23 protein-coding genes are annotated in these 23,694 nt (G+C 42.4%); 7 read left to right on the top strand and 16 right to left on the bottom strand.

Going from position 1 to position 23,694, the window contains the following annotated elements; all coding sequences use genetic code 11:
• Positions 1 to 33: 33 nt before the first annotated feature.
• From ACSX1H_RS06570 to ACSX1H_RS06560, 3 genes are read right to left on the bottom strand one after another with little or no spacing between them, the layout of a single operon-like run.
• Positions 34 to 798: a zinc ribbon domain-containing protein gene (locus ACSX1H_RS06570; protein ID WP_439183041.1), complete on the bottom strand. Its 765-nt coding sequence runs from the start codon at positions 796 to 798 to the stop codon at positions 34 to 36.
• 4 nt (positions 799 to 802) lie between these two features.
• Complete coding sequence (locus ACSX1H_RS06565) at positions 803 to 1,897, bottom strand: Nif3-like dinuclear metal center hexameric protein (protein ID WP_439183040.1); 1,095 nt, start codon at positions 1,895 to 1,897, stop codon at positions 803 to 805.
• A 10-nt stretch (positions 1,898 to 1,907) separates the two neighbouring features.
• Positions 1,908 to 2,246, bottom strand: a complete 339-nt coding sequence (locus ACSX1H_RS06560) for a MerR family transcriptional regulator (RefSeq protein ID WP_439183039.1) — start codon at positions 2,244 to 2,246, stop codon at positions 1,908 to 1,910.
• 127 nt (positions 2,247 to 2,373) lie between these two features.
• Here ACSX1H_RS06560 and ACSX1H_RS06555 point away from each other — a divergent pair, with 127 nt between their 5' ends.
• Positions 2,374 to 3,519 (top strand): CapA family protein, encoded by a 1,146-nt coding sequence (locus ACSX1H_RS06555; protein ID WP_439183038.1) that lies wholly within the window; start codon positions 2,374 to 2,376, stop codon positions 3,517 to 3,519.
• On the opposite strand, the gene ACSX1H_RS06550 is transcribed toward ACSX1H_RS06555, so the two are convergent.
• The 7 genes from ACSX1H_RS06550 to ACSX1H_RS06520 form a co-directional block, all read right to left on the bottom strand.
• Positions 3,490 to 4,920 carry a sodium:solute symporter gene (locus ACSX1H_RS06550; protein ID WP_439183037.1) on the bottom strand — a complete coding sequence of 477 codons (1,431 nt, stop codon included), beginning with the start codon at positions 4,918 to 4,920 and terminating at the stop codon, positions 3,490 to 3,492. The two genes, ACSX1H_RS06555 and ACSX1H_RS06550, sit on opposite strands and share 30 nt — an antisense overlap.
• Before the next feature lie 143 nt (positions 4,921 to 5,063).
• Complete coding sequence (locus ACSX1H_RS06545) at positions 5,064 to 5,444, bottom strand: hypothetical protein (protein WP_439183036.1); 381 nt, start codon at positions 5,442 to 5,444, stop codon at positions 5,064 to 5,066.
• A gap of 95 nt (positions 5,445 to 5,539) precedes the next feature.
• A complete protein-coding gene (gene arsB, locus ACSX1H_RS06540; protein WP_439183035.1) occupies positions 5,540 to 6,571 on the bottom strand; it encodes an ACR3 family arsenite efflux transporter in 1,032 nt (343 codons plus the stop codon).
• Between the two features lie 2 nt (positions 6,572 to 6,573).
• Complete coding sequence (locus ACSX1H_RS06535; protein ID WP_439183034.1) at positions 6,574 to 6,996, bottom strand: arsenate reductase ArsC; 423 nt, start codon at positions 6,994 to 6,996, stop codon at positions 6,574 to 6,576.
• 19 nt (positions 6,997 to 7,015) lie between these two features.
• On the bottom strand, positions 7,016 to 7,354 hold the full coding sequence (locus ACSX1H_RS06530) for an ArsR/SmtB family transcription factor (RefSeq protein WP_439183033.1): 339 nt from the start codon (positions 7,352 to 7,354) through the stop codon (positions 7,016 to 7,018).
• A gap of 196 nt (positions 7,355 to 7,550) precedes the next feature.
• Entirely contained in the window at positions 7,551 to 8,636 is a 1,086-nt protein-coding gene (gene trpS / locus ACSX1H_RS06525) for a tryptophan--tRNA ligase (protein ID WP_439183032.1), read from the bottom strand.
• Between the two features lie 252 nt (positions 8,637 to 8,888).
• Positions 8,889 to 9,335, bottom strand: a complete 447-nt coding sequence (locus ACSX1H_RS06520) for a YqaA family protein (protein ID WP_439183031.1) — start codon at positions 9,333 to 9,335, stop codon at positions 8,889 to 8,891.
• Between the two features lie 203 nt (positions 9,336 to 9,538).
• On the opposite strand from ACSX1H_RS06520, the gene ACSX1H_RS06515 reads away from it, so the two are divergent.
• From ACSX1H_RS06515 to ACSX1H_RS06495, 5 genes are read left to right on the top strand one after another with little or no spacing between them, the layout of a single operon-like run.
• Positions 9,539 to 9,814, top strand: a complete 276-nt coding sequence (locus ACSX1H_RS06515) for a hypothetical protein (protein ID WP_439183030.1) — start codon at positions 9,539 to 9,541, stop codon at positions 9,812 to 9,814.
• 24 nt (positions 9,815 to 9,838) lie between these two features.
• Complete coding sequence (locus tag ACSX1H_RS06510) at positions 9,839 to 10,183, top strand: PadR family transcriptional regulator (protein ID WP_439183029.1); 345 nt, start codon at positions 9,839 to 9,841, stop codon at positions 10,181 to 10,183.
• Positions 10,180 to 11,154, top strand: a complete 975-nt coding sequence (locus tag ACSX1H_RS06505; RefSeq protein ID WP_439183028.1) for a PspC domain-containing protein — start codon at positions 10,180 to 10,182, stop codon at positions 11,152 to 11,154. Before ACSX1H_RS06510 ends, ACSX1H_RS06505 begins: the two co-directional genes overlap by 4 nt.
• Positions 11,155 to 11,198: 44 nt before the next feature.
• Entirely contained in the window at positions 11,199 to 12,692 is a 1,494-nt protein-coding gene (locus ACSX1H_RS06500; RefSeq protein WP_439183027.1) for a PspC domain-containing protein, read from the top strand.
• Between the two features lie 33 nt (positions 12,693 to 12,725).
• Positions 12,726 to 13,214, top strand: a complete 489-nt coding sequence (locus ACSX1H_RS06495) for a DUF4252 domain-containing protein (RefSeq protein ID WP_439183026.1) — start codon at positions 12,726 to 12,728, stop codon at positions 13,212 to 13,214.
• Positions 13,215 to 13,288: 74 nt separating this feature from the next.
• On the opposite strand, the gene ACSX1H_RS06490 is transcribed toward ACSX1H_RS06495, so the two are convergent.
• From ACSX1H_RS06490 to rsgA, 6 genes are all read right to left on the bottom strand, one after another.
• Entirely contained in the window at positions 13,289 to 14,287 is a 999-nt protein-coding gene (locus ACSX1H_RS06490) for a beta-ketoacyl-ACP synthase III (protein WP_439183025.1), read from the bottom strand.
• A gap of 325 nt (positions 14,288 to 14,612) precedes the next feature.
• Positions 14,613 to 14,798, bottom strand: coding sequence for a 50S ribosomal protein L32 (gene rpmF, locus ACSX1H_RS06485; RefSeq protein WP_212188993.1), 186 nt, complete (start codon positions 14,796 to 14,798; stop codon positions 14,613 to 14,615).
• A gap of 8 nt (positions 14,799 to 14,806) precedes the next feature.
• The gene (locus ACSX1H_RS06480; protein WP_439183024.1) at positions 14,807 to 15,358 is read right to left on the bottom strand and encodes a YceD family protein; all 552 of its coding nucleotides are present in this window, start codon (positions 15,356 to 15,358) and stop codon (positions 14,807 to 14,809) included.
• A 100-nt stretch (positions 15,359 to 15,458) separates the two neighbouring features.
• Positions 15,459 to 16,613: a sensor histidine kinase gene (locus ACSX1H_RS06475; protein WP_439183023.1), complete on the bottom strand. Its 1,155-nt coding sequence runs from the start codon at positions 16,611 to 16,613 to the stop codon at positions 15,459 to 15,461.
• Positions 16,614 to 16,678: 65 nt separating this feature from the next.
• Positions 16,679 to 19,483, bottom strand: coding sequence for a response regulator (locus ACSX1H_RS06470; RefSeq protein WP_439183022.1), 2,805 nt, complete (start codon positions 19,481 to 19,483; stop codon positions 16,679 to 16,681).
• A gap of 24 nt (positions 19,484 to 19,507) precedes the next feature.
• Positions 19,508 to 20,437: a ribosome small subunit-dependent GTPase A gene (rsgA, locus tag ACSX1H_RS06465; protein WP_439183021.1), complete on the bottom strand. Its 930-nt coding sequence runs from the start codon at positions 20,435 to 20,437 to the stop codon at positions 19,508 to 19,510.
• A 262-nt stretch (positions 20,438 to 20,699) separates the two neighbouring features.
• Between rsgA and ACSX1H_RS06460 the strand changes: the two genes are divergently transcribed.
• Entirely contained in the window at positions 20,700 to 23,681 is a 2,982-nt protein-coding gene (locus ACSX1H_RS06460) for a PAS domain S-box protein (RefSeq protein ID WP_439183020.1), read from the top strand.
• The last annotated feature ends 13 nt before the right edge of the window (positions 23,682 to 23,694 follow it).

Raw genomic sequence — 23,694 nt, 5'->3', positions numbered from 1 at the left:
TCCGGCTGTCTATTATTTTTTATCAGAAAGTGCTTACTCTTCGCTATCGCCCATGGCACCGTCAACCAAAATGCGGCCACAGTACTCACATACAATAATTTTTTTGCGCGAAGCGATGTCCATCTGACGCTGAGGTGGGATTTTGTTAAAACATCCACCACAGGCATCACGCTCAACCGTTACAACGGCCAGGCCATTGCGTGCATTTTTACGGATGCGTTTGAAGGCCACCTGCAGGCGCTCAGGAATTGTGTTGATGATTTGAGCCGACTTTTCAATCAGGCGCTCTTCTTCAACCTGTGTTTCACCAACAATCTCTTCCAACTCTTTCTTTTTGGCATCCAGGTCGGCTTTACGCTCTTCTAGAAGCGATCTTGATGATTCGCCAATCTCCTTCTTATTTTTAAGTTCGACTGTAAACTCTTTAATACGCTTCTCGCAAAGTTCAATCTCCAACTTTTGGAATTCTATCTCTTTTGATAGCGAATCAAATTCACGGTTGTTGCGGACATTCCCTTGCTGGGCCTCGTATTTCTTAATTAAAAGGTCAGCTTCTTTAATCTCGTTTTTCTTACTCAGGATGGCGTCATTTAATTTCTTAACCTCCCCATCAAGGTTGGCCATACGGGTTTCAAGCCCTTCGATCTCATCCTCCAAATCCTGCACTTCCAAAGGAAGTTCTCCTCTTAGCGTACGAATCTTGTCGATTGACGACTCCACTGTCTGAAGGTCATAAAGAGCTTTTAATCTTTCCTCTACCGTCATTTCTGGTGCATTTGCTTTTGAATCTGTTGCCATGCTGTTATAAATAATTTACGGGATTGGTATTCACGTTTGATAAATGGATTGCAAAATTAGAGAATTTTTTTGTAAGTAACTCAAAAAAAACTTCTTTAGTGTATTGTTCGCTCTCAAAATGTCCGATATCAGCAATTAAAATTTGCTCTTCGGCATCGGCAAACTGGTGGTACTTAAAATCACCTGTGATGAAAACATCGGCTTGTTCGGCAATGGCTTTGCCTAACAAAAAGCTGCCCGAACCGCCACACACGGCGACACGTTTCACAGGTTTTCTCAATAGAGTGGTGTACCGCACACATTTGGCTTTAAATGTGTTTTTGACCCGGTTAAGAAATGTGGCTTCATCCAGCTCATTAGGCAGGTCGCCCACCATACCAATTCCGGTCGTATGCCATTCATTAGCCAGCGGGTAGAGATCATAGGCTACTTCCTCATAGGGATGGGCTTTTAGTAAAGCACGCACTACTTTTCCCTTCAAAAAGTCGGGTAAAATAGTTTCGATTCTGACCTCGGCTTCACAGTGTATTTCACCTATTTCACCAATAAATGGGTTGGTGTTATCACCCGCTCTAAACGTTCCTTCGCCTGTCAGGTTATAACTGCAGGCATCGTAGTTGCCTATTTGTCCGGCTCCTGCTTCAAAAAGAGCTGCACGTACTTTATCGGCCTGCTCGAGGGGCACAAAAGTGACCAGCTTAAGCAAGCTTGCTTTTTTGGGAGCTAATATCTTACAATTTTCAAGGCCTAGTTTTTCGCACATACGGCCGCTCACGCCATTCTGCACCGAGTCGGCATTGGTGTGAGAGGCATAGAGTGCAATGTTGTGCTGAATAGCCTTAATAACAATTCGTTCGGTGGCGTTGCGTCCGTTTATCTTTTTTAGTCCCGACAGCATGATCGGATGGTGTGCGACCACCAGGTTGCAGCCCTTTTCAATGGCCTCATCTACTACTTTTTCGGTAATATCGAGTGTTATCAGCACGCCCCTTGCTTCAGTGGAGGCATTACCAACCAATAAGCCAACATTATCAAAGTCTTCCTTTAATGCGGCTGGGGCGAACTTTTCCAGTTCATTTATAATTTCCTGAATCTGCACGTTAAATTTCTTAATCTATGTTATCCCGTATTTCCACCAATAATGCTCTTATATCCTTGAGTTTGGATACTACTTCAAAGTTATTGACGGTATCATCATGATTTTCTTTGAGCTTTTTTTGAGCTCCCTTTAAAGTCATGCCTTTCTCTTTCACCAAATGAAAAATCAAGTGGAAGTTTTCCACATCCTTAGGTGTAAACAGGCGGTTGCCTTTTTTGTTTTTATGTGGCTTGATGATGTCAAACTCCTTTTCCCAGAAGCGAATGAGCGATGTGTTCACATTAAACATCTCGGCCACCTCACCTATGGAATAGAACAACCTCTCAATTTTTTGCTCTTTGTAAGGCATGATAAATAATTTACGACGTAGTTTGAAATGAGCTCACACAATATTAGCTGTATTTTCGCGAAAAGCCAAATGTCTGCAGGGAGGCTTTAATGCAAAATAGTATCTTTAGCATCCAAATTGAAAGGTTATGCGAAAAAGTATCTTACTCTTGATTACAGCGTTTGGCATCTTTAGTTCTGCCTTCTCACAATCGGCTAATAGTGGATTATCGTTTGTAGGGGTAGGGGACATGATGTTCGGTACTCACTTTCCAACCGTGCAGTATTTGCCACCCAACAACAACCCCTGGCCTTTAGTGCGGGAGGTAGCTCCTGTTTTTGCCGGTGCCGATGTGGTGTTTGGTAATCTGGAGGGGGCTTTTTTAGACGAAGGGAAGGTATTCAAAAGTTGCAGAGATACGACTAAATGTTATGCTTTTAAAACGCCCACAAGCTACGCACCGGTTTTAAAAAAGGCCGGGTTCGATTTTGTTAGTATCGCCAATAACCATATTCGCGATTTTGGACCGCCCGGGTTGATCTCTACCCGCCGCTTGTTGGATAGTCTGGACATTGCTTTTGCCGGTTTGGTCGACAAACCTTCTGTCATCAAAGAAATAGATGGTCAGCTGGTGGGGTTATGTGCCTTTGCGCCAAATACCGGAACCGCCAAAATTGGAGATATTGAGGGGGCGGTGAAGATTGTGAAGGAGTTGGATGCAACGTGTGATTACGTCATCGTATCGTTTCATGGAGGCGCCGAAGGACGTGACCATATGCATGTGACCCGTGAAACCGAAATGTTTTATGGCGAAAACCGGGGAAATGTTTATGCCTTTGCCCATGCGGTGATTGATGCCGGTGCCGATGTTGTTTTTGGCCATGGCCCGCATGTGCCTCGTTCCATCGAAATCTACAAGAATCGCTTTATTGCCTATAGCCTTGGTAATTTCTGCACCTATAGCCGCTTTAACTTATCCGGGCCCAATCGTCTGGCACCTGTTGTTCAGGTTTGGACCAATCGGGATGGAGCATTCGTCAGAGGTAAGATACATGCTTTCCATCAGATTAAGGGAAAGGGAACCTTACGCGATCATGGAAACGCAGTGGTTTACAAAATGCGCGACCTCACCAGAATGGACTTTCCGGAGCTGAATCACCGTTTGGTAATTGATGATGACGGGGATTTCTACATGCCGTTTGAAGAAGCAATGCGCAGTCGAGGGTTATCTATTCCTGGCTATGATATAAAGGTTCCTGAGCAATTACCATTTCCTGTATCTGGCAATAAGTAACAAGCCAATAAACGCAATGGCACCATTGTAAATCAACTTTTCAAAACCGATGGTAAAGTTGTAATCCAGCAGACCAATAATAACCGGCGATAGAATGGCGATGAAAGGTACCAAATAGTCCCTGACTTGCAGCTTGGTAAATAATCCAAACGCATACAGTCCGAGCAGTGGGCCATAAGTGTATCCCGCCAGGTTAAATACGGTGCTGATAACGCTGTCGTTATTAAAGGCTCTGAATAGCAGGATGACAACGGCAAGCAGAATACTGAAGCCAATGTGTACTTTAAAACGAAGTTTTTTGGCGACCGCCTGATTCTTTTTTTCAACACCCAAAATATCAACCGAGAACGAGGTGGTTAAAGAGGTTAAGGCCGAGTCTGCACTCGAATAGGCAGCTGCCACTAATCCCAGCATAAAGAAGATACCTACAATTTTAGGCAGGTAGCCGCCCGTTGCTATAATGGGAAACAGGTCATCAGAGCGTTCGGGAATGGCAATGCCCTGGCTGGCAGCAAACATAAACAGTAATACCCCCAGGCTAAGGAACAGTAGGTTAACCGGTACAAACGAGAATCCATACCAGAACATGTTTTTTTGAGCATCTTTAAGGTTGCGACAGGTCAGGTTTTTCTGCATCATGTCCTGGTCCAACCCGGTCATCACAATGGTGATAAATGCCCCTGAAAAGAACTGCTTGATAAAATGTTGTTTTGATGACAGATCGCTGAATTCAAATATTTGTGAAAACTGGCTATCGCTCACGGCACTGATAAGACCGCTAAAAGAAAGGTTCATGGTTTTGGCAATCACCACTACAGTAATCCCAACACTTAGCAGCATAAATAAGGTTTGTAGCGTATCTGTCCAGATGATGGTTTTGATACCCCCGCGGAAAGTGTATAGCCAAATTAGCAGGATGGTTACCAGTACAGTTACTTCAAAGGAAATGTTGAAGGCATCAAATACCGTTATTTGCAGTACATTGGCCATTAAATAGAGGCGGGCTGAAGCACCTATTGTGCGGGATAATATAAATAAGTAGGCCCCTGATTTATACGACCAGAAGCCAAAGCGTTTTTCGAGATAGGTGTAGATAGAAGTGAGGTTGAGCCGGTAATAGAGTGGTAAAAGGATGTGGGCAATTACCAGATAACCCAGAAAGTAACCAAATACCATCTGCATATAGGTTAGATTGGTGGAGGCCACCCACCCCGGAACAGAGATGAATGTTACGCCTGACAGGGACGCACCAATCATACCAATGGATACAATGTACCAGGGCGATTGCTTGTTACCTCTGAAAAAGGTATCGTTGTCAGCTTTTTTGCTGGTTAAAAATGAAATAAGAATTAAAAGGCCAAAATAACCGGATATGATAAACGCTGTTAATACTGGATTCATTGCTTCTGTATTTTGACAGCTAATATATAAGATTCTGCAGTAATTTTGTATGACAATTTACTACTGAATGACTAGTAATATTATTATATTACTGATAGTAAATAAATTAAAATAAGATTAAAAATCAAAAATATGTCATACAGCTATAGGCCTCGCCGGTCAGCTACAATCATTAATGCTTCTTCGCGGATGATTTCGGGCGGATTAATACCCCGTAGTTGCAGGGATTTGAGCCAGGCGGCTACTTCGCGTTCCTTCAGAGTGAAAAGCACTTCTCTAAACTGTTCAATTTCATCGTCAGAGTAGCTGTTGGCAGCTTTGTTTTTATAAGTATCCAGCTCCTCGTCTTCAAAATACTCTGCCTTATCGCTACTACTCAACAGGCTGTCAGCCTCACATACCTCATGGGCGCCGCAGCAATCGTCTGCAACAATCTTCGGTTCTTCTGTTTCCTGATTTGTTTTGCGGGAAAAGAAATAGGCCACCACCAGGGCCACCACAATACCAGCTACTAAGTAAATCATGCTGCAAAAATAAGAATAAGTCAGAAGTTATTAGTCAGTAGTCAATAGTTTAACATTCTTTACTACTGACTACTGACTTTTAACTATCTGTATTTTTAGTATTTCCATTTGTTTGCCAATGCTACCAACGACAGCATCACCGGCACTTCAACCAATACACCTACAACAGTCACCAAGGCTGCGGGCGAATGAAGGCCAAACAAAGCAATTGCCACGGCTACGGCCAGTTCGAAAAAGTTGCTGGCTCCAATCATGGAAGCCGGAGAGCAGATGGCGTGTGGTAGTTTAAGTTTGCGTCCGCCAAACCAGGCAATGAAAAAGATAAAATAGGTTTGTATGATGAGCGGAATGGCCACCAACAAAATAATCAATGGATTTTGTGTGATGTTATGTCCCTGAAAAGCAAATAACAATACCAGCGTCGCCAATAAGGCAAAGATGCTTACCGGCTTAAATTTAGGTAAAAATGTTTGCGTAAACCATTGTTCACCATAACGTTTAATCAGGTAGCGGTTGGTGATAGTCCCTGCCAGCAGCGGCACAACCACAAACACAACCACACTTGTTACCAAAGTGTCGTAAGGAATGCTTACATTGGTAATGCCCAGCAAAAAGCCAACAATGGGCACAAAAGCAACCAATATAATCAAATCATTCACCGATACCTGTACCAGGGTGTAATTGGGGTCGCCATCGGTTAGGTACGACCATACAAATACCATGGCTGTGCAAGGAGCAGCCCCCAGTAAAATGGCACCTGCAATGTATTCGCCGGCCAGTTCTGGTTCAATAAACGCACCATAGAGTTTGCTGAAAAACATCCAGGCAAAGAAGGCCATGGTAAAGGGCTTAATAAGCCAGTTGATAACTAAGGTTAAGATTAACCCTTTGGGCCGCTTTCCTACATTTTTGATGCTGGTGAAATCCACCTGAAGCATCATGGGGTAAATCATAAGCCATACCAATACAGCCACCAGTATGTTTACACCCGACACTTCCAGCTGGCTTAAAACTGCTACACTATCTCCCCAAAAGTGCCCAATCAGAATTCCTCCTCCGATACAAAGTGCCACCCAAAGCGTGAGGTACTTTTCGAAGAAGCCTATTTGCTTTTTATTATCAGACATCGCTAGGCTTGTTTGATGTTTTCAAGATAAAATTTGTAGAACCCTTCTTTAATCTCATCGCGTACACGGTGGAATTCACTCATAATAAATTCATCACTTCCTTCGGCATGCGATGGATCATCAAAACCAATGTGCAGTCGATGCTTAACTTTGCCGCTAAAGGCCGGACACGATTCGTTAGCTCCTCCGCAAACGGTGATGACAAAGTCCCATTCGTCATTCAGGTATTTCTGAACCGAGTCGCTGGTATGGCCACTGATATCGATACCAATCTCCTGCATGACTTGTACAGCTTTTGCATTCAGCTTTCCTGAAGCTTGTGTTCCGGCTGAATATACCTGAATATCCTTATCGAACGACTGCAGAAAGCCGTGGGCCATCTGGCTGCGGCAGCTATTGCCTGTGCATAAAATCAATACTCTCATTATCTGTTTTTTTAGTTAATTAACATGTTGTGTTTGCATCAATATTGGTCTGAAGCTCCTTGCAAAAAGTTAGTCCACAGTTGGCAAGCAGGTTAATGCCTTCCGGGTGGAGGCAGTAATTGGTTTTGGAGCCACAGGTGGTTCCTTTTATCAGGCCGGCTTTTTTCAGTTCGGCCAAATGCTGATTGACTGTTGTTCGCCCAAGCGGTATCACTTCCGATAAATCGCCTGAGAAACAGCTGTTGCGGGTGCCTAAGAACTTAAGTATTTGCAATCGGGCCGGATGACCCAACGCTTTAAACAGCACCGCCAAATCCTGTAAGGGTTTTTCGAATAAATCGTTTTTTGCTTGTGACATAATTTTACTTGGTCAATCTGATGCAAAAATACGTCAACTTGGCGACGTAAAAATACGTTTGGTGCAGATTTAATATTTTTTTAACAATGAGGAGGATGAGAACTAAGCGGGATTCGATTTATAGCAAGGAGTGCTTAGGGCTTAAAAAAGAAAAAGGGAAGCACTGGCCTCCCTTTTTACACTGTTCGATATTTTTTTAGATATCCATGTTCATGGCTACCCGCACTTCTTCTAGTGTTTTTTGCGCAACGCTGCGTGCTTCGCCAATTCCTTCGCGAAGAATGCTTTTTACGAAATCCAGATCGTTCTCCAATTGTGATCGTCTCTGACGAATTTCTCTAAAATGCTCGTTGATTGATTCTGTTACAACTTGCTTGAGCTTACCGGCGCCCTGCTCACCTATTTCGGCAGCAATTTGTTCGGGCTTGGTGCCTGATGCCAGTGCCGCAATACGCAGCAGGTTGGCAACTTCTGGGCGATTGTCCGGATCGTAGGTAATCAGTCGTTCCGAGTCGGTTTTAGCTGATTTTACTGCCTTCATGGTCTCGTCCTCGGTGGCTTTAATCATGATGGTATTGTTACGGCTCTTACTCATCTTCTGGCCGCCGTCCAGGCCAAGAATCATCGGTGTTTCACTTAATAAACCTGTAGGTTCTCTAAATACACGTGCCTTAAACTTCTTGTTAAAGCGTTTGGCAATGTTTCTGGTGAGTTCAATATGCGGCAACTGGTCTTTTCCTACTGGCACCACATCACTTTTGCAGAATAAGATGTCAGCTGCCTGGTGAACGGGGTAGGTGTACATTCCTGCGTTAATCACATTTTGACCGGATGCCTGAATCTCTTCTTTGATGGTTGGGTTCTTACTTAATTCAGAGTTAGATACCAAGGATAGAAAAGGTACCAGCAACTGGTTCAATTCTGGTATATGGCTATGCGGAAAGATGTGTGTGTTAAATTTATGCGGATCAAGTCCACATGCCAGGTAGTCGATGGTCAGCTCCAGTACATACTTCGAAATATCTTTAAATACATCGCGGTCAGTTAATACCTGATAGTCGGCAATAACGATAAACGTTTCGACTCCCAGGTTTTGCAAGCGTACCCTGTTTTGCAATGAACCAAAATAATGTCCAATATGCAGGTTGCCTGTAGGACGGTCGCCTGTTAATACACGGTGCTTGCCTGGGTTAACCTGTAAATCGGCTTCTAAGGCGTTACTTTTTTCAATTGCTCTCTCAAATGAGGCGTTGATTGCTTCACTTATATTTTCTTCTGCCATCTGGAACTTATTTAAACAACGATAATAATCACAATAAGAGACTGATAGCTGGTAGATTTATGGACTGCAATATTCAAATGTGCCTTCATTTGTATCGAGGCATCTGGCTAAGCAGACTTTTTCTGGTATCTATCGTCTATCAATCTAATCTATTAATAAAGAGCTGCAAAAATGGGCAAAATTACGATGATTTGAAAATTATTTAAATTCCAAGGGTGAATGTAGAGCCTGATAACTAGGATTCCTAATCATTTAGTTGACCCAATTAATAATTTCGAGAGAAATAAAAGCCCAAATCACATAGCGAAGCATTTTTCCTATCAACATACCAATGCCTGCCAGAACTACATTAACTTTTAGCAAGCCCAGGATAACCGCTATTACATCACCAATGCCGGGTAGCCAGCAGAAAAAGGCTATCCATAGCTCTTTGCCTTTTACCATCTTTTTCGTCTTCTCAATTTGGTAATGTTTAATTTTCAGGTATTTCTCTATCCATTCTGTTTTGCCCAGCCAGCCCAATCCGTATGAGCTCATGCCGCCCAGCCAGTTGCCTAATGTCGCCAGGGCGAGGCACCAGTATAGGTTATAATCGGCAGCCAGCATGCCCGATAGCAAGGCTTCCGAGCTGAAAGGCACTACTGTGGCAGCTAAAAATGAGGCCAGAAATAAGGCAAAGTATCCCGAATCGAATAGCATTATGGATGTTTTGCCCACAAAAGTAAGAAAATTAGGTCCCTGTGCTTATTTTTTTTTTAATCGTTCAGGCCAATGTTTTCGCGTGTTTTGGAAAAATATTCAAATGGTCTGAAAAAAAATATGGTACTATGTATTGCAAAGTACCATACAATGACTGTATATTTGTTATACCTAATTCATTGTTAAAACTAGTATTATTTGTCATGAAGTTTCTCAAAGCACATAACTCGTATCGTTTTCAAATGGTGTTGTTTATCGGTTTTTGCTTTTTGCCGCTGGTGATGGGACAAACACAAAAGCCCGATACTTGCCAGGTGGCAGAGCAACGTAAAGCACCTCAAAAGAATGTTCTAAGTGAAGCCGAGAAGAGAGAGGCGCAGAAACATGAAGCAATGAGGGATAGTAATAAGAAGCAGAATAAGGACATTGATTTGGAGCGTATCTTATTATTTAAACCTCAAATCATTAATAAAATTTAAAATTAACTCTATAAAACCAGGGGAATGAATGTAGAAAATGCAAAAGCGCAAATGCGGAAGGGAGTTTTAGAGTATTGTATCCTACTCATCTTGTCTAACAACGATGCCTACGCTTCAGATATCATCAATCAGTTAAAGGAAGCGCGGATGATTGTTGTGGAAGGGACATTATATCCGCTATTGACGCGCCTGAAAAATGCTAAGCTTCTTAGCTATCGCTGGGAAGAGTCGACACAAGGACCGCCGCGTAAGTACTATGCCCTCACCGAGGAAGGAAAAACATTTTTGGGTGAAATGGATGCTTCCTGGAAGGAACTGGTCAGCGCCGTTGAATTAATACACCAAACCAATAATGTAACAGAGCAATGAAGAAAACTGTAACTATTAATATCAGTGGGCACATGTTCTATATTGACGAAGATGCCTACACACGCTTACGCAACTATCTGGATAAAATTGAGTCTACTTTTCGCTCGCAGGAGAGTGGTGATGAAATTATTTCTGATATCGAAAGTCGAATTGCAGAAATTTTCAATGAGCGGATTAACCGGGAAACCGGGGTGGTAACAATAACGATGGTTGAGGAGGTGATTGCGACCATGGGCGAGCCTGAGCAGTTTGAAGGTGTTGAAGGTGAGGAAAAGAAAACTACAACTTCATCATCGCTGATACATGTAAAGCCAAGCCGACGGTTTTACCGTGATATTGATAACCGCGTATTTGGCGGTGTTTGTGCCGGTATTGCCGCCTACTTTGGTATTGACGTGGTTATAGTGCGTGTTCTGTTTGTTATACTCACTTTATTAACCTGGGGTGGTTTGCCGCTCATCTATATTATTTTATGGATTGCCCTGCCTCCTGCGCTTACAACCGCGCAAAAGCTGCAAATGCGAGGGGAGCGCATTACCATTGAAAACATCGAACGCAGCATTCGTGACGAATACGACGAGGTGAAGAAGCAGTTCGGAAATTTTAAGGAGTCATCAACCTATAAAAAGGGGAAGAGTTTCTTTAGCCGTTTCTCACGGGGCGAAAAAACAACTTTTCTGATTATTTTGGCCGTTATTGGAGCTGCCATGTTCATTAATATGCCACACCTGCATGGTGTGTTTCATGGACCGGCTGCCGTTTTTACCGGATTTACCTACCATGTGGCACCAACGTTTAACCACATCTTTTTCCCAGGCGCCTTAACCTTTGTATTGGTGCTATTGGTGCTGGGTCTCATCTTTAAAACCATTCTCAAGGTCGTGCTGTATCTTATTGCATTTCTGTTGCTTGGCTCACTGGCTTTAAAGGTAATTTTTTGGCTCTTTGGCGGTTTTATGCTAATTTGTTAAGTCAATCTGTTTTCTAATCTGCAGTAAATTGTTGAACCGATATTATGAATAAAACGATAAATATAAATATTGATGGCTTTGCCTTTAAAATAGAAGAGGAGGCCTACGAACGACTGAATAATTATTTAGAAACAATAAAACAGCGATTGGGCCATGATGAGGAGGCCAATGAAGTGATTGCTGATATTGAAGCTCGTATTGCCGAGCTATTTCATTACAAGTGTCAGGGAGGCACTGTTTCCTTGTCGGATGTTGAAGAAATCATTCACACTATTGGCGAACCAACCGAGATTGTGGATGAGGAAGATGCTGAATTCGATTCCTCTGAGAGCAAAGACACCAGTAGCTCGTCATCGACTTATGTTGGAAAAAAATCATTGTTCCGCGATCCTGATGACCGATTTCTTGGAGGCGTTTGTGCCGGTCTAGCGGCCTATTTTGATGTAGATCCTTTAGTGTTTCGCATCATAGCGGTGGTTACTGCACTGATGTCGTTTGGGGTTGTTGCTTTTATCTACCTGGTACTTTGGATTGCCATGCCCAAAGCCAAAACTCTGGGGCAACGCATTGAAATGCGCGGTGGCATGACGTTTAAAAAGATGGGTGATAATATTAAAGACGAGTACCAGGCGGTGTCTTCAAAATTTAAGGAGTATAAAAACAAACCTAATTATCAACGTATGCAAAATCGAGCAAATAAAACAGGAGATGCCATGGCCAGTGGTCTGCATCAGGTGCTGAATATTTTTGGAATAATACTTGGCGTAGGTATCGTTATCTGGAGTGTTCTCTCCATTATGGGATTGGTGGGTTTCTTTGCGTTTAAAGATACACTTTTAGGGCTGGCAGTAACCGATGGTAATCACTTCATAGCTTCCGTTCCCGACCGTTTTCTGTCTCATTTGGATCAGAGTTTTTTAATGGTGGCTGCACTTCTGGTAGTGGGTATCCCGTTTTTAGTGATCTTGTATTTGGGTCTTAAGCTCATCTTTCGCTTTAGAGGGCATGGTAAGATGGTGGGGTTTGCAGCGTTAATACTTTGGTTAGCGGGCATTGTAATGGTGTTTTTTACTGGAGTGCGTATTGCCAAAAGTTTTGAAGAAACTGGCGGCCTAACCGAACGCCACACCTTAAAAGAAACCGCATCGGAAGCCATTTATTTACAGCCCACTAAAGCTGATGTAGGGCATACCAAACGCGATTACCTCATGGATATTAATCATCTGGAGTTATTTACACAAGATGGCGATCTGCAGGTAGAAGGGGCTCCGATCATTAACATTGCGCATGGCGATTCTTTTTCCATGGTTATTGAAAAACGGGCGCGAGGGCTGAATGATGAAGACGCTGAATTCAATGCCAAAACAACCATGTATCACTGGTCACAAAATGATTCAATCTTGTACCTCGACCGCAAATTTGTTGTAGCAGAAGAAGCCTTGGTGCGTAACCAAAAGGTGATTGTTACGATACAAATCCCTTACGGGAAGCAACTTGAGGTAAGCCCTTACCTGGATAGGTTTATTGATGAGTACTGATTAACTAATGATTTGAAATCTAAATTCTAAACTATGAAACAGTTATTCGCATTTGTATTAATTGCCGCACTGGGCCTGGCCACGCATGCACAAGACCGCTATTCCGATAAGTTGTTTGAAAAGATGGCACTCGAGCCAGGCATCACAATCATGACCTTCTCAAAGGAAATGCTGGATGCTGTTAATTTAAGCTTTGATGATGAGGAAGGGAATGAAGAAAGTACTGTCAATGGGGATTTGCACGAGGTGAAATTGATCATTTATAAGGCGCCCGATAAGGACGAACCAATGGCGTTTAAAGATGTTGCATTGCGTTATTTGCCTTTGAGAAAGTATGAAAAGGTGGAAGATGATGAGGCCGATGAGGATGTGGACATTCGGATTCTTCGCAAGGGAAAGAAAGTATCGGAGTGTCATGTGCTGTTTCAGGGCGAAACCAATGGCATTTTGCTTTCCTTCTTTGGTAACTTTAAAATTGATGAAGTGGGCGAGCTGGCCGAAAAATTAGATGACTATAAATAAAAACGGTTCATTATTTACAGAAAAAGGCTGCTTCAAACGTGAGGCAGCCTTTTGTATAATTGTAGTTTCGTGAATTATTTTGAGTCGTAGCCCCATTTCAGGTAGATCGACCCCCAGGTAAAACCGGCACCAAAAGCAGCCAGGATAATATTGTCACCTTTCTTCAGTTGCTTTTCCCACTCCCATAAACACAACGGAATAGTTGCCGAAGTGGTGTTGCCATAGCGCTCAATATTAATCATTACCTTTTCTTTATCAAGGTTCATGCGCTCAGCAGTGGCTCCAATAATTCGCAGGTTAGCCTGGTGAGGCACCAGCCACGAAAGTTCATCAGCACTTAAATTATTACGTTCCATAATCTCAACAGAAACATCAGCCATTTTAGATACAGCATGTTTGAATACGTGCTGTCCTTCCTGATAGATGTAATGCATTTTGTTGTCCACCGTTTCGTGAGAGGCCGGATAAACAGAACCGCCTCCCTTCATATGTAGGTGAACACGCCCGAAGCCATCGCTGCGCAGGATGCGGTCGCGAATTCCAATTTCTTCTTCTGTAGGTTCTAACAATACAGCAGTGCCTGCATCGCCAAACAATACACAAGTGGTGCGATCGGTATAGTCTACAATTGATGACATTTTCTCTGCTCCAACCACAAGTACTTTTTTGGCAGCTCCTGATTCGATAAAGCGCGATGCTGTATCAAGGCCATATATAAAACCTGAACAGCCACCATTGATATCAAAGCCATGTCCATTTTTAATGCCACACTTATCTGCTATGATGTTGGCCGTTGCCGGGAAAGGATGATCCGGTGTGACGGTCGTACAAATAACCAAATCAATTTCCTCCGGTTTAATGCCGGTTTTTGCAAAGATTTCCTTAACTGCTTCAGCACCCATGTCCGAAGCACCAAGGCCTTCGCCTTTCTGGATGTGACGCTCTTTGATTCCCACGCGGGTCATGATCCACTCATCGGTGGTATCTACCATTTTGCTTAGCTCGTGATTATTGAGGATATAATCAGGAACATATGCTCCAACAGCTGTAATTACTGCACTGGTCTTTTTCATTTGACTTTCATTTTTTGCTTTTTGCGCTCAGGCGCGCAAGCAGATGGAAACTTCCAAAAATTAATTATTCCACTCCTGAACTAAGTTTTTCTTGGTTTCCTTATTTCAATAACTTTTAGGCAAGTAACACCACACATGTTACTTACTTAAATCCTTAAAATTATAATAATTGTAAACGAAGCGTATTCAATAACACTCAGTTAGGGCGACTACAAAAGTAAGAAAACAGTTATAGTATACAAACGATTTAAAACAAATGCCCTAAAACAAAATTTGCCCTCAATAATTGTTGAGGGCAAATTTTATTGAATGCGGATTCAATAAACTATGCTGTCACTTCTTTTTCTACAGCTAATTTTCCACGGTAGTAACCGCACTCACCACACACTGTGTGTAACTTTACAGTAGCACCACAGTTTGAACATACTCCCAATGCAGGTGCAACTGCTTTGTAGTGCGTTCTTCTCTTGTCTCTTCTCGTTTTCGAGATTTTTCGCTTAGGATGTGCCATTTTTCAACCTATTTACTTGATTTATCTAATAAATTTTTCAGAGCCGCCCAACGCGGATCCATATCATCGTCCTGTTCTTCATCACTGTCTTCTTCAACCAGATAGTTATCCAGCTGATCCAACATATCCGCATCACAGGTTACGTTGCCATTTTCATCTTCGGGATGTACATGCCTTATGGGCAGTGCTACACAGATAAACTCATAAATCAACTGAGCTACGTTGATTTCATGCTCATCGTGAGGTAATACAATAATCTCCTCAGTGGGTTCATTATACTCCTCGCCAAATTTAATATACATCAGCGATTCATTTTCCACCGGAAGAGTCAAAGCTTCCAGGCAATTATCACAGCTGGTTTCCACATTACCTCCAATTTTAAAGGTTAAGGTTAGCAGGGCTGAACTTTTGTTGAGCTCAACTTCTGCGTTAATATCCCCTTTTTCAATTAAAGGTTGTTCAAATAATTCAAAGAATCCTTCGCCTATTTCGTAGTTAAACAGGTGTTTGCCTTCTTTTAAACCCTTGAACGGGATGCTGTAATTTTTCAGTCTGTCCACTTTTCCCTCGCTAAAAACTGTGCAAAAGTATAAAATTAACTAACGCAAGAAAAGAAAAGTGAATCTTTTTAGCATCCAAAGTCAAATAAGTTAAAATGCGTCAGGCTTTTGGCAGTTCTATTCTGAAGGTTGTTCCTTTACCGAGTTCCGAATCTTTAACAAATAACTTACCGCCATGATATCCTTGAACAATGCGTTTTGCCAGTGATAAGCCTAAACCCCAGCCTCTTAATTTAGTTGTGTATCCGGGTTTGAAAACAGTTTTAAAATATTTACGACTCAATCCTTTCCCGTTATCTGTAACATCCATGAGCAGGCGTTCGTTGTTTTGCTGGATATGAATTTTGATATGCCCGCTGCCGCTCATGGCGTCGATGGCATTTTTACACAAGTTTTCAATTACCCACTGGAAAAGAACTTTGTTTATTCTAGCCATTGAATAGGGCGGCACATCAGTTGCTATATCAATGTTGATGTTTGAAGAAGTACGTCGTTTTAAATAGCCCACAACTTCTTCGATGGCCAATAGTATGGGTTGTTCGGTTAGCTCAGGCTTAGAGCCAATTTTTGAAAAGCGATCGGTAATAACCTGCAGGCGTTCCACATCTTTTTCCAGCTCACAGGCAATTGCGCTGTTTTCTTCTTTTAGCTTTAGCAGGTCGACCCAGCCTAACAGGGACGAGGTGGGCGTGCCCAGCTGATGAGCCGTTTCTTTCGACATGCCTACCCAAACCTGGTCTTGTTCTGCTTTACGGGCGCCATTAAAGGCCAGGTAGGCGATAAAGATAAACAGGGTAACGATGGAGAGTTGGATGATCGGGAACCACTCCAGTTTTTTTATCAGTACAGAGTCATCGTAATACAAATATTGCAATTCATTATCGCCAAGGTCAATCACCAAAGGGGTGCCATGCGACATGAGGTGGTGCAGCTCTTTTTGAAGGGCCTGCTCTTGGTTTTCATCCGGTAAGTCAATGTTGCGGTAGGAGTTGATTGTTGAATCGGCTTCAATAATGATGATGGGGATGGTGGTGTTTTGACTGATGACCTCTAGGGTTAGTGCCAGTTCATCCTCGCCAGTTTCACTTTGTGTGATTTGTTTGATGGCCTGTATCCATATTTCAACACTTTTGCGCTCTTCTTCTTTCAGCTGGTTTGTCAACTTATCCGTATAAACTAAGGTAAAGATACCGATAGCAATAGCGCTTAGTAGTAAAAAGAGTTTCCAGGCCCGCCTATGTGTATAAAAGCTCATTAGTCAATATATTACTGTATTAACATCACTAACGCAGGAAGCAGTGTTTTATTTTAAACTGACCATTAAACCACACACCACTTGGCAATCATTCTGGAGAGGTCTTCCACTTTTGTGGGTTTGGTTATGAAATCATCCATGCCGGCGCTCATTAAATACTCGCGCTCCGACTCAGCAACACTGGCTGTCATGGCTATTACCGGGCAGGTATTGCCTTTTGAGCGCATTTTTTGAAGGGCCTCAATACCATTCATTTGTGGCATGAGAATATCCATAAATACAATGTCGTAGCTGTGGTGCTGCATCTTTTGTACGGCTTCCATACCATTGCTTACAATGTCTACAGGGTGGCCGATTTGACCAAACAGGCTTTTGGCTACCCGCTGATTCAACACATTGTCTTCCGCCACAAGAATTCTCAGTCCCTGGACCGCAGGCGATTCCCCAGCGAAGACTTTACGTTTGGGAATGTTCTGAAAAAAGCGGGCGATGCACTCTTCCAACGGCTCCAGGTCAACTGGCTTACGCAGGTACACATCAACCCCCAGTTTTTTGGCCAGTGACGTATTGGAGGGTTCAAAATCGGAACTTTGCATAATGATTGGCATGCGCTTATGCAGGCGGTGGTTGTACAGCGTTTGAAGGAATTCCAGGCCGTTAAAATCAGGTCGGTGATCAACGAACAGGATATGGTGTTTATTATCTGTGCGGATAATATCAATCGACTCATTGGAAGGAGGAATAACCTTGTAGTCGATATGCAGTGAAGCCAGGTTTTTTATTAAGACATGCACCTGCAGCGGTTCATCGGAGATGATAAATGCGCGCACTTTTTTTAAGGAGGTAATGTGGCTGTAGTTATACCGTTTTTGGTGCGTTTTAGACTTAAGGGGAATGGTAAAAGCAAATTCGGCGCCCGGATTAGTCGGATCGGTAGAGATGCCTGAAGGGCTGTTGACCCATATTTCTCCTCCCATCATGTTAACGAGTTGCTTAGAGATAGTAATGCCCAACCCGCTGCCACCGTATTTGCGCGTTGTGCTTTCGTCCTCTTGTGCAAACGACTTAAATATAGACTCCAGTTTAGAAGCTTTTATGCCAATGCCGGTGTCTTTTAAGGAGAATAGGATGGCTGGTGAGCCGTTTATGTTTTGTGTTTCTTTTATCGACAGGTGGATGCGCCCTTTGTTGGTAAATTTAATCGCATTGCTCAGGAGGTTGTTTAATATTTGCCTGATTCTTATCTGATCGCCGAGGTAATTTGTGGGTAAATTGAGACTTGCCGACCAGGTGAGTGAAAGTGATTTTTCCTGGGCTTTTGGTACAAATGATTCGATGGTGTTTTCTACTTCTTCGTGCAGATTAAAGGGGATAGACTCAATTTCGAATCTGCCGGCTTCCATTTTTGAAAAGTCAAGGATGTCGTTGATTAAAACCAATAAGGTATCAGCAGAGCGCTTAACCACCCCTAGTAAATTCTTATCCTGTTCGTCTTTTTCAGAGGATATCAATATATCTGTCATGCCGATAATTCCATTTAAGGGTGTGCGCAATTCATGACTGATATTGGCAATAAACGTTGATTTGGCTTTGTTAGCCATCTCTTCACTTTTTCTTTCATTTTCAAGCAGCGAAACTTCAACAAACACCTGCAGCGAATATTTTTCTCGGAGCAGGTAGAATGGGATCTGTTCATTAAGGATGACCGACTCTTCATTTGTTTTGCTCTTAAGGATGTACTTGTTGGATTGTGCAGAATAAGTTGTTTTGTCGAGTCTGGTTTTGTTTTCAAACAGAACTTCATCGCTGGCAATGCGCCCTATTAGCTGGTCTTCATCATCAAAGGCAAAAAGTTTCAGTGCCGCCCGGTTAACTTGCCTGATTCTGTTGCGGCTGTCAATGAGTACAACGCCAACTGGCATGTAATAGACCATTTTTTGCAGTGCCTCCTCCGACTTTTTCAGGCTCTGCTGATCTTCTATATGTCTTTTCTGGTAGATGCTAAATGTGAGAATGATGAGGCAAATAATGAATAGGGAAATGCCGCCAACCAGGAATGAATAACGTGCAATGGAAGCCGTAATTATTTTTTGTGGCATGGAAAAAGCCAGGTAATACCCGATGCCATCAAAATACAACTTGCTAAACACGGTCAGCACCTTTGTTTTTTCGTGGGCAAGGGTAATGTGGTGGACCTTGGAAAACCAATCGTGCTTTGTAATCTGGCTATCAATGTTGTCCAGGATAGGGGTGAACTTATCCTGATGCAAGGTATTATAAACAACTTCACCATTAGGTTTCATCACCCATTGAAAATTAACATTTTCAACGTTAAAGCTCTGAAATACCGATGAAAAAAACTGGTTTAAATCCATGTTAAACTTAACGTAGCCGATGATTTCATCCATGCTCATTAAGGGTTGGTGATAGATGATGCGGGTGCCTTGCGGATTAATTAATATTTTGGGGGTGTTGATGCCGATGTCTTCGACATGGCTATAGGCCGATATGAAGGATCCGTTTTTGTTGCGGCGCAGTTCAAAGGCATCGCCTTTGGTGTTGTATACAGTTAGCTCATTAAGGTGCTCACTAAAGCCATTGTATAGCAACTCAAGGCGTTTTTGTATTTCAAAAGAATGCTGTCTGGCAAGAAATAAACTATCGAGTTCATTCTGGGAGATGAAGATGGAAAGGCCAGTTTTGGTTTTATGAGCAAACTGGCTCAGTTTATCGCGCACCATCAACGATTGTTTATGCAGAATGTCTTTTTGGGTGTTGATTTGCCACTGATAGGTGTCGAGGTAGTAGTAGATGTTTGAGACAATTAAAAATACAATACTTACAAATGCTATAGTAAAGGCTCTTCTCATGGTTTTTGCTGTTACATCAGCCTTTTATCTGTATTTATCATTCTTGTCGAGAAGTATACTTAAATAGCTTTCATAACGTGAATAGGCAATTAAACCATCTTCAACAGCTTTTTTGACAGTACAACCGGGTTCACTGTAATGGGAGCAGTTGTTAAAGCGGCAATTCTTGGCATGTTCAAATATTTCTTTGAAGTAATGATACAGCTCCTCCTTTTCAATATCGATTAGGCCAAAGCCTCTGATTCCCGGCGTATCAATAATGAAGCCACCAAAGCTCAGAGCATGCATCTCCGCAAAAGTGGTGGTGTGTTTTCCTGATTGGTGAATGGCTGATATTTCAGCTGTTTTCAGATTTAGCGTTGGCTCAACCCGGTTAATCAGAGTCGATTTGCCTACGCCCGAATGACCACTTAAAACCGTAATCTTATCTTTAAGCAGTGTTTCAATTTCACTTAAATCCTCTTGCTTTTTGGCTGATACAGCCAGAGTTTGGTAGCCGATGCTTTCATACAGGTTGCGCCACTCTTCAAGAATTTGCTGATGTTGATGATCGTAGCGGTCAGTTTTGTTAAACACCAGCGTAACCGGAATTCCATAGGCTTCGGAGGCAGCGATGAACCGGTCAACAAATACCTTAGAGGTCATCGGGTAATTGATGGTGACAATCAGTACTGCCTGGTCAACGTTAGCAGCAATAATATGCGACTCTTTGGATAGGTTGGTGGCTTTTCGGATAATGTAATTTTTACGCTCCTTAATTTCGGAGATGACCCCTTCGCCACTTCCATCGTCGTCATATACAATGCGGTCGCCAACAGAAACCGGATTAGTGCTTTTAATGCCCTTTAATCTTATTTTGCCTCTTATTCGGCAAATAATCATAGTTCCATCATCTGACAGTACGGTGTATCTGCTGCCTGTAGACTTAATTACTAATCCATTCTTTTGCTCCATCCAAGTTTCATTTTCTTCAAAAATAGTCGATTGGTTTTAAAAATACTCACTCTTGGGCTATTCTTTTTTAATCGGACAAGGATGAAGTGCCTAAGTATTCAAATAATTACGCGGCTATCAAGTGCCATGGTATTAAATGTTTAATATTTTACACGAAACGCATGAATTCGTTTAGGAACAGATATGTTTATGGCATTGAATTCTCTATTTTTGTATAGTAAGATTAGAGTAATAATTTATTGATTCATATTAACTTTGGTGAGTGGATAGGATAGATACAAACGTGTTATTGGCCGAGAATGCTAAGCTCCGGCGAATGATGGAAAGAGTGTATACCGGTGCCTGGGGCGTGCCTCACTTTCCGGACGACGCTGATGAGGCTGTGCCTTCGGGGTATTTGCCATTGTACCTGTCCACCATATTGTCTTCTGAAGAGAGTTTAGAGCAGCGCATTTCAAAGTCTCTAAGCGTCATAGGTCAGTTTTCTGATGTCAGCCGCATCTATATTTTCGAGAATCATATCGATGGGGAGTTGTTTTCTAACACCTACGAATGGTGCAATGAAGGGGTGCGCTCAGTGATAGGCAAGTTAAAAAATTTATCGTACCGCGACTTTAGTCAGTGGCGCCAAATGCTGCTTGACGATGGAGGCATTAAAGCGTCTAATGTTAATAGTTTGCCCGATAAAGTAAGGGATGTGCTCTGTGAGCAGGATGTGATGTCAGTTTTAGTTTATCCCATATGGGTAAAAGGGAGTTATTATGGGTTCATAGGGTTTGATGAGTGTAGTTTTTATCGTGAATGGTTGCCGCACGAAACGGTTCTCTTGCAAATGTCCGCCAGGCTTATTGCCAATACGCTTGAGCGTGAGTTGGTGGCTGAGGAGATTCGTAAAAGCCACGCCGAAATTCTGAAAGTTAACCGGGAGCTGTACAATAAAGAACGGTTTTTGCAGAATATTTTAAGCTCTGCTCCTGTGGGAATTATGCTCGTACGCAACCGCCGGATCGAGTTCATTAACGAGGCAACTCTGGTTCACTCCGGTTATACCAAAGAGGAGCTAATTGGAAAATCACTGGCTGATTTGTATTACCAGGGAAAATACGATCCTGAGCAGATAGAGGTGTTTTATGAATCGATAAAAATGCATGGTTGTGGCACCATGGAAGCGCACATGTTAGGCAAGCATGGCAACGAGGTTATTATGAAGGTGATGGGTACGCTGGCTAATCAGGAAATAGGAGAGGCGTCGTACTTGCTTATTGGTGAAGATATTACTCATGTAAAGAATACGGAAAATCATTTGCGGGAAAGTGAAGAGCGGAACCGTAAATTAATTGAAGCAACCATTGATGGCATCTTTATTATCGATGAAAAGATGCAGTTTGTTTATGCCAACGCCTCGGCTTGCGATATGCTGATGTACTCACAAGAGGAAATTTTTGCACTTGCGATCGATGAAATGTTCGCCTCTGAAGAATTCCTCAAAGGCTTTCTGAAGGCCATCAATAGTGTAAAACATGGTCAGGATTATAAGGGCGATACTCAACTGCTTGGAAAAAACCATCAACTGGTGCATGCCGAGATATACGTAACTTCCATTCATTTGAATGGAGAGGTTCGTTATTATGTATCTATCCATAATATCTCGAAGCGAAAGGAGAATGAAGCTTCCTTAAAAAAGAGTGAAGAAAAATTCAGGGCGCTGACAGAAAATTCGCGCGATCATATTTTGCGAATTGATAGTGAAGGTGAGTTGTCGTATTGTAATTCCGCCTTTTTATCTGATTTTAATCTAGACAGAAGTGCATGCGTTGGGCAAAAGCTGAACCAGATTACAGAATTGCCGAAAGAACTGGTTAGCGGACTTATGAATTGTATCACCGAAGTGCTTGGTGCAGCTTCCTCAAAGAATGTTGAAATAGAGTATCGTTTTTTAGATGCTATCAGGTCGTTTGACTGGACGATTACTCCTGAAACCAATAATGCACATATTTCTTCAGTACTCATTGTAGGAAGGGATTATACACAGAAAAAGAAAGCCGAACAAGAACTGGTTGTTGCAAAAGAAAAAGCTATTGGGGCGGATAAGCTAAAGTCCGCGTTTTTGGCTAATATGAGTCATGAAATCAGAACACCTCTAAATGCGATTGTAGGGTTCACTAATTTGCTGAAGGAAGAAAATATCTCAGAAAGTGAAAAGGTTGAATACATAGATATTGTTAATAAAAGTTCCGAAAATTTAATGGATCTGATTAATGATATTGTCGATCTGGCTAAGATTGAGAGTGGCGAACTGGACCTCAGTATGGAGCGATGCCAGGTGAGCAAAATTCTCCGGGACGTTTATCAGCTGTTTGAAAAACGCATGGGCATTGATCAAAAGTCCCATTTAAAATTCTATTTGAATCTGCCTGATAATTTATCGTCCCTTGAAATACTTTGCGATCCGCGGCGTCTGAAGCAAATTTTTATTAACCTACTTGGTAATGCCTTTAAGTTTACCCAAAAAGGCTTTATTGAATTTGGGTTCTCCCAAGAGGAGGCATGTTTACGCTTTTATGTGCGCGACACCGGAATTGGCATAGCTGCTGATAAGCAATTGTTTATTTTCGAACCCTTCCGTCAGGCCGATGAGAGCACCTCAAAAAATTACGGAGGTACAGGCTTGGGTTTGTCAATTTGTAAGCGCTTGGTGGCAGCCCATGGTGGCAGTATCGGTCTTATATCTGAGCCTTCAACCGGCTCCGAATTTTATTTTACCATGCCTTTCGAGCAAGATCAGGAAAAGCCGAAGGGCAATGGAACTCAAAATTATAATGGCGAAAGGGCTAATGTAAAGGTTTCAGCAAACTACTCGTGGCCCAATAAAATAATGCTATTGATTGATGCCACCAGTGCGGCGCAGTTGCAAATGCGCAAAGTACTTGAGCGAACAAAAATAACGCTAATTTCTGCCCGAACACAAAAATCAGCAAGAGAGCTGCTTCTAAAACGAAACGATATCCATGTTGTTCTGATGGATATTGATGCGCAAGGGCTCAATCTCGAGGGGTTTATTTCTGAGATCAGACAGATGGGAATCTACGTGCCTTTTATCGGGCAAACATCCAGGCGTTTAACCGAAGCAGAAAAAAGAGATTACATGGTGCTTGGGTTTAGTCATGTGCTCGAAAAACCTCTTGATAATGATGAATTACTGCGGGCTTTTAATCACTCTCTTATGGGAAGTGAAGTTCTCTAAAAACAATTCACCT

This window comes from Carboxylicivirga taeanensis, from assembly GCF_051851475.1.
Lineage (GTDB): Bacteria > Bacteroidota > Bacteroidia > Bacteroidales > Marinilabiliaceae > Carboxylicivirga > Carboxylicivirga taeanensis.
Note: the sequence above shows the minus strand (reverse complement) of the source record. Positions and strands in the feature narration are given on the sequence as shown.

Bases quoted from the DNA above. Each gene is read 5' to 3' on its own strand.
- ACSX1H_RS06570 (WP_439183041.1), bottom strand. From the start codon at position 798: ATGGCAACAGATTCAAAAGCAAATGCACCAGAAATGACGGTAGAGGAA.
- ACSX1H_RS06560 (WP_439183039.1), bottom strand. From the start codon at position 2,246: ATGCCTTACAAAGAGCAAAAAATTGAGAGGTTGTTCTATTCCATAGGT.
- ACSX1H_RS06555 (WP_439183038.1), top strand. From the start codon at position 2,374: ATGCGAAAAAGTATCTTACTCTTGATTACAGCGTTTGGCATCTTTAGT.
- ACSX1H_RS06550 (WP_439183037.1), bottom strand. From the start codon at position 4,920: ATGAATCCAGTATTAACAGCGTTTATCATATCCGGTTATTTTGGCCTT.
- ACSX1H_RS06545 (WP_439183036.1), bottom strand. From the start codon at position 5,444: ATGATTTACTTAGTAGCTGGTATTGTGGTGGCCCTGGTGGTGGCCTAT.
- arsB (WP_439183035.1), bottom strand. From the start codon at position 6,571: ATGTCTGATAATAAAAAGCAAATAGGCTTCTTCGAAAAGTACCTCACG.
- ACSX1H_RS06535 (WP_439183034.1), bottom strand. From the start codon at position 6,996: ATGAGAGTATTGATTTTATGCACAGGCAATAGCTGCCGCAGCCAGATG.
- ACSX1H_RS06530 (WP_439183033.1), bottom strand. From the start codon at position 7,354: ATGTCACAAGCAAAAAACGATTTATTCGAAAAACCCTTACAGGATTTG.
- trpS (WP_439183032.1), bottom strand. From the start codon at position 8,636: ATGGCAGAAGAAAATATAAGTGAAGCAATCAACGCCTCATTTGAGAGA.
- ACSX1H_RS06520 (WP_439183031.1), bottom strand. From the start codon at position 9,335: ATGCTATTCGATTCGGGATACTTTGCCTTATTTCTGGCCTCATTTTTA.
- ACSX1H_RS06515 (WP_439183030.1), top strand. From the start codon at position 9,539: ATGAAGTTTCTCAAAGCACATAACTCGTATCGTTTTCAAATGGTGTTG.
- ACSX1H_RS06510 (WP_439183029.1), top strand. From the start codon at position 9,839: ATGAATGTAGAAAATGCAAAAGCGCAAATGCGGAAGGGAGTTTTAGAG.
- ACSX1H_RS06505 (WP_439183028.1), top strand. From the start codon at position 10,180: ATGAAGAAAACTGTAACTATTAATATCAGTGGGCACATGTTCTATATT.
- ACSX1H_RS06500 (WP_439183027.1), top strand. From the start codon at position 11,199: ATGAATAAAACGATAAATATAAATATTGATGGCTTTGCCTTTAAAATA.
- ACSX1H_RS06495 (WP_439183026.1), top strand. From the start codon at position 12,726: ATGAAACAGTTATTCGCATTTGTATTAATTGCCGCACTGGGCCTGGCC.
- ACSX1H_RS06490 (WP_439183025.1), bottom strand. From the start codon at position 14,287: ATGAAAAAGACCAGTGCAGTAATTACAGCTGTTGGAGCATATGTTCCT.
- rpmF (WP_212188993.1), bottom strand. From the start codon at position 14,798: ATGGCACATCCTAAGCGAAAAATCTCGAAAACGAGAAGAGACAAGAGA.
- ACSX1H_RS06475 (WP_439183023.1), bottom strand. From the start codon at position 16,613: ATGAGCTTTTATACACATAGGCGGGCCTGGAAACTCTTTTTACTACTA.
- ACSX1H_RS06470 (WP_439183022.1), bottom strand. From the start codon at position 19,483: ATGAGAAGAGCCTTTACTATAGCATTTGTAAGTATTGTATTTTTAATT.
- rsgA (WP_439183021.1), bottom strand. From the start codon at position 20,437: ATGGAGCAAAAGAATGGATTAGTAATTAAGTCTACAGGCAGCAGATAC.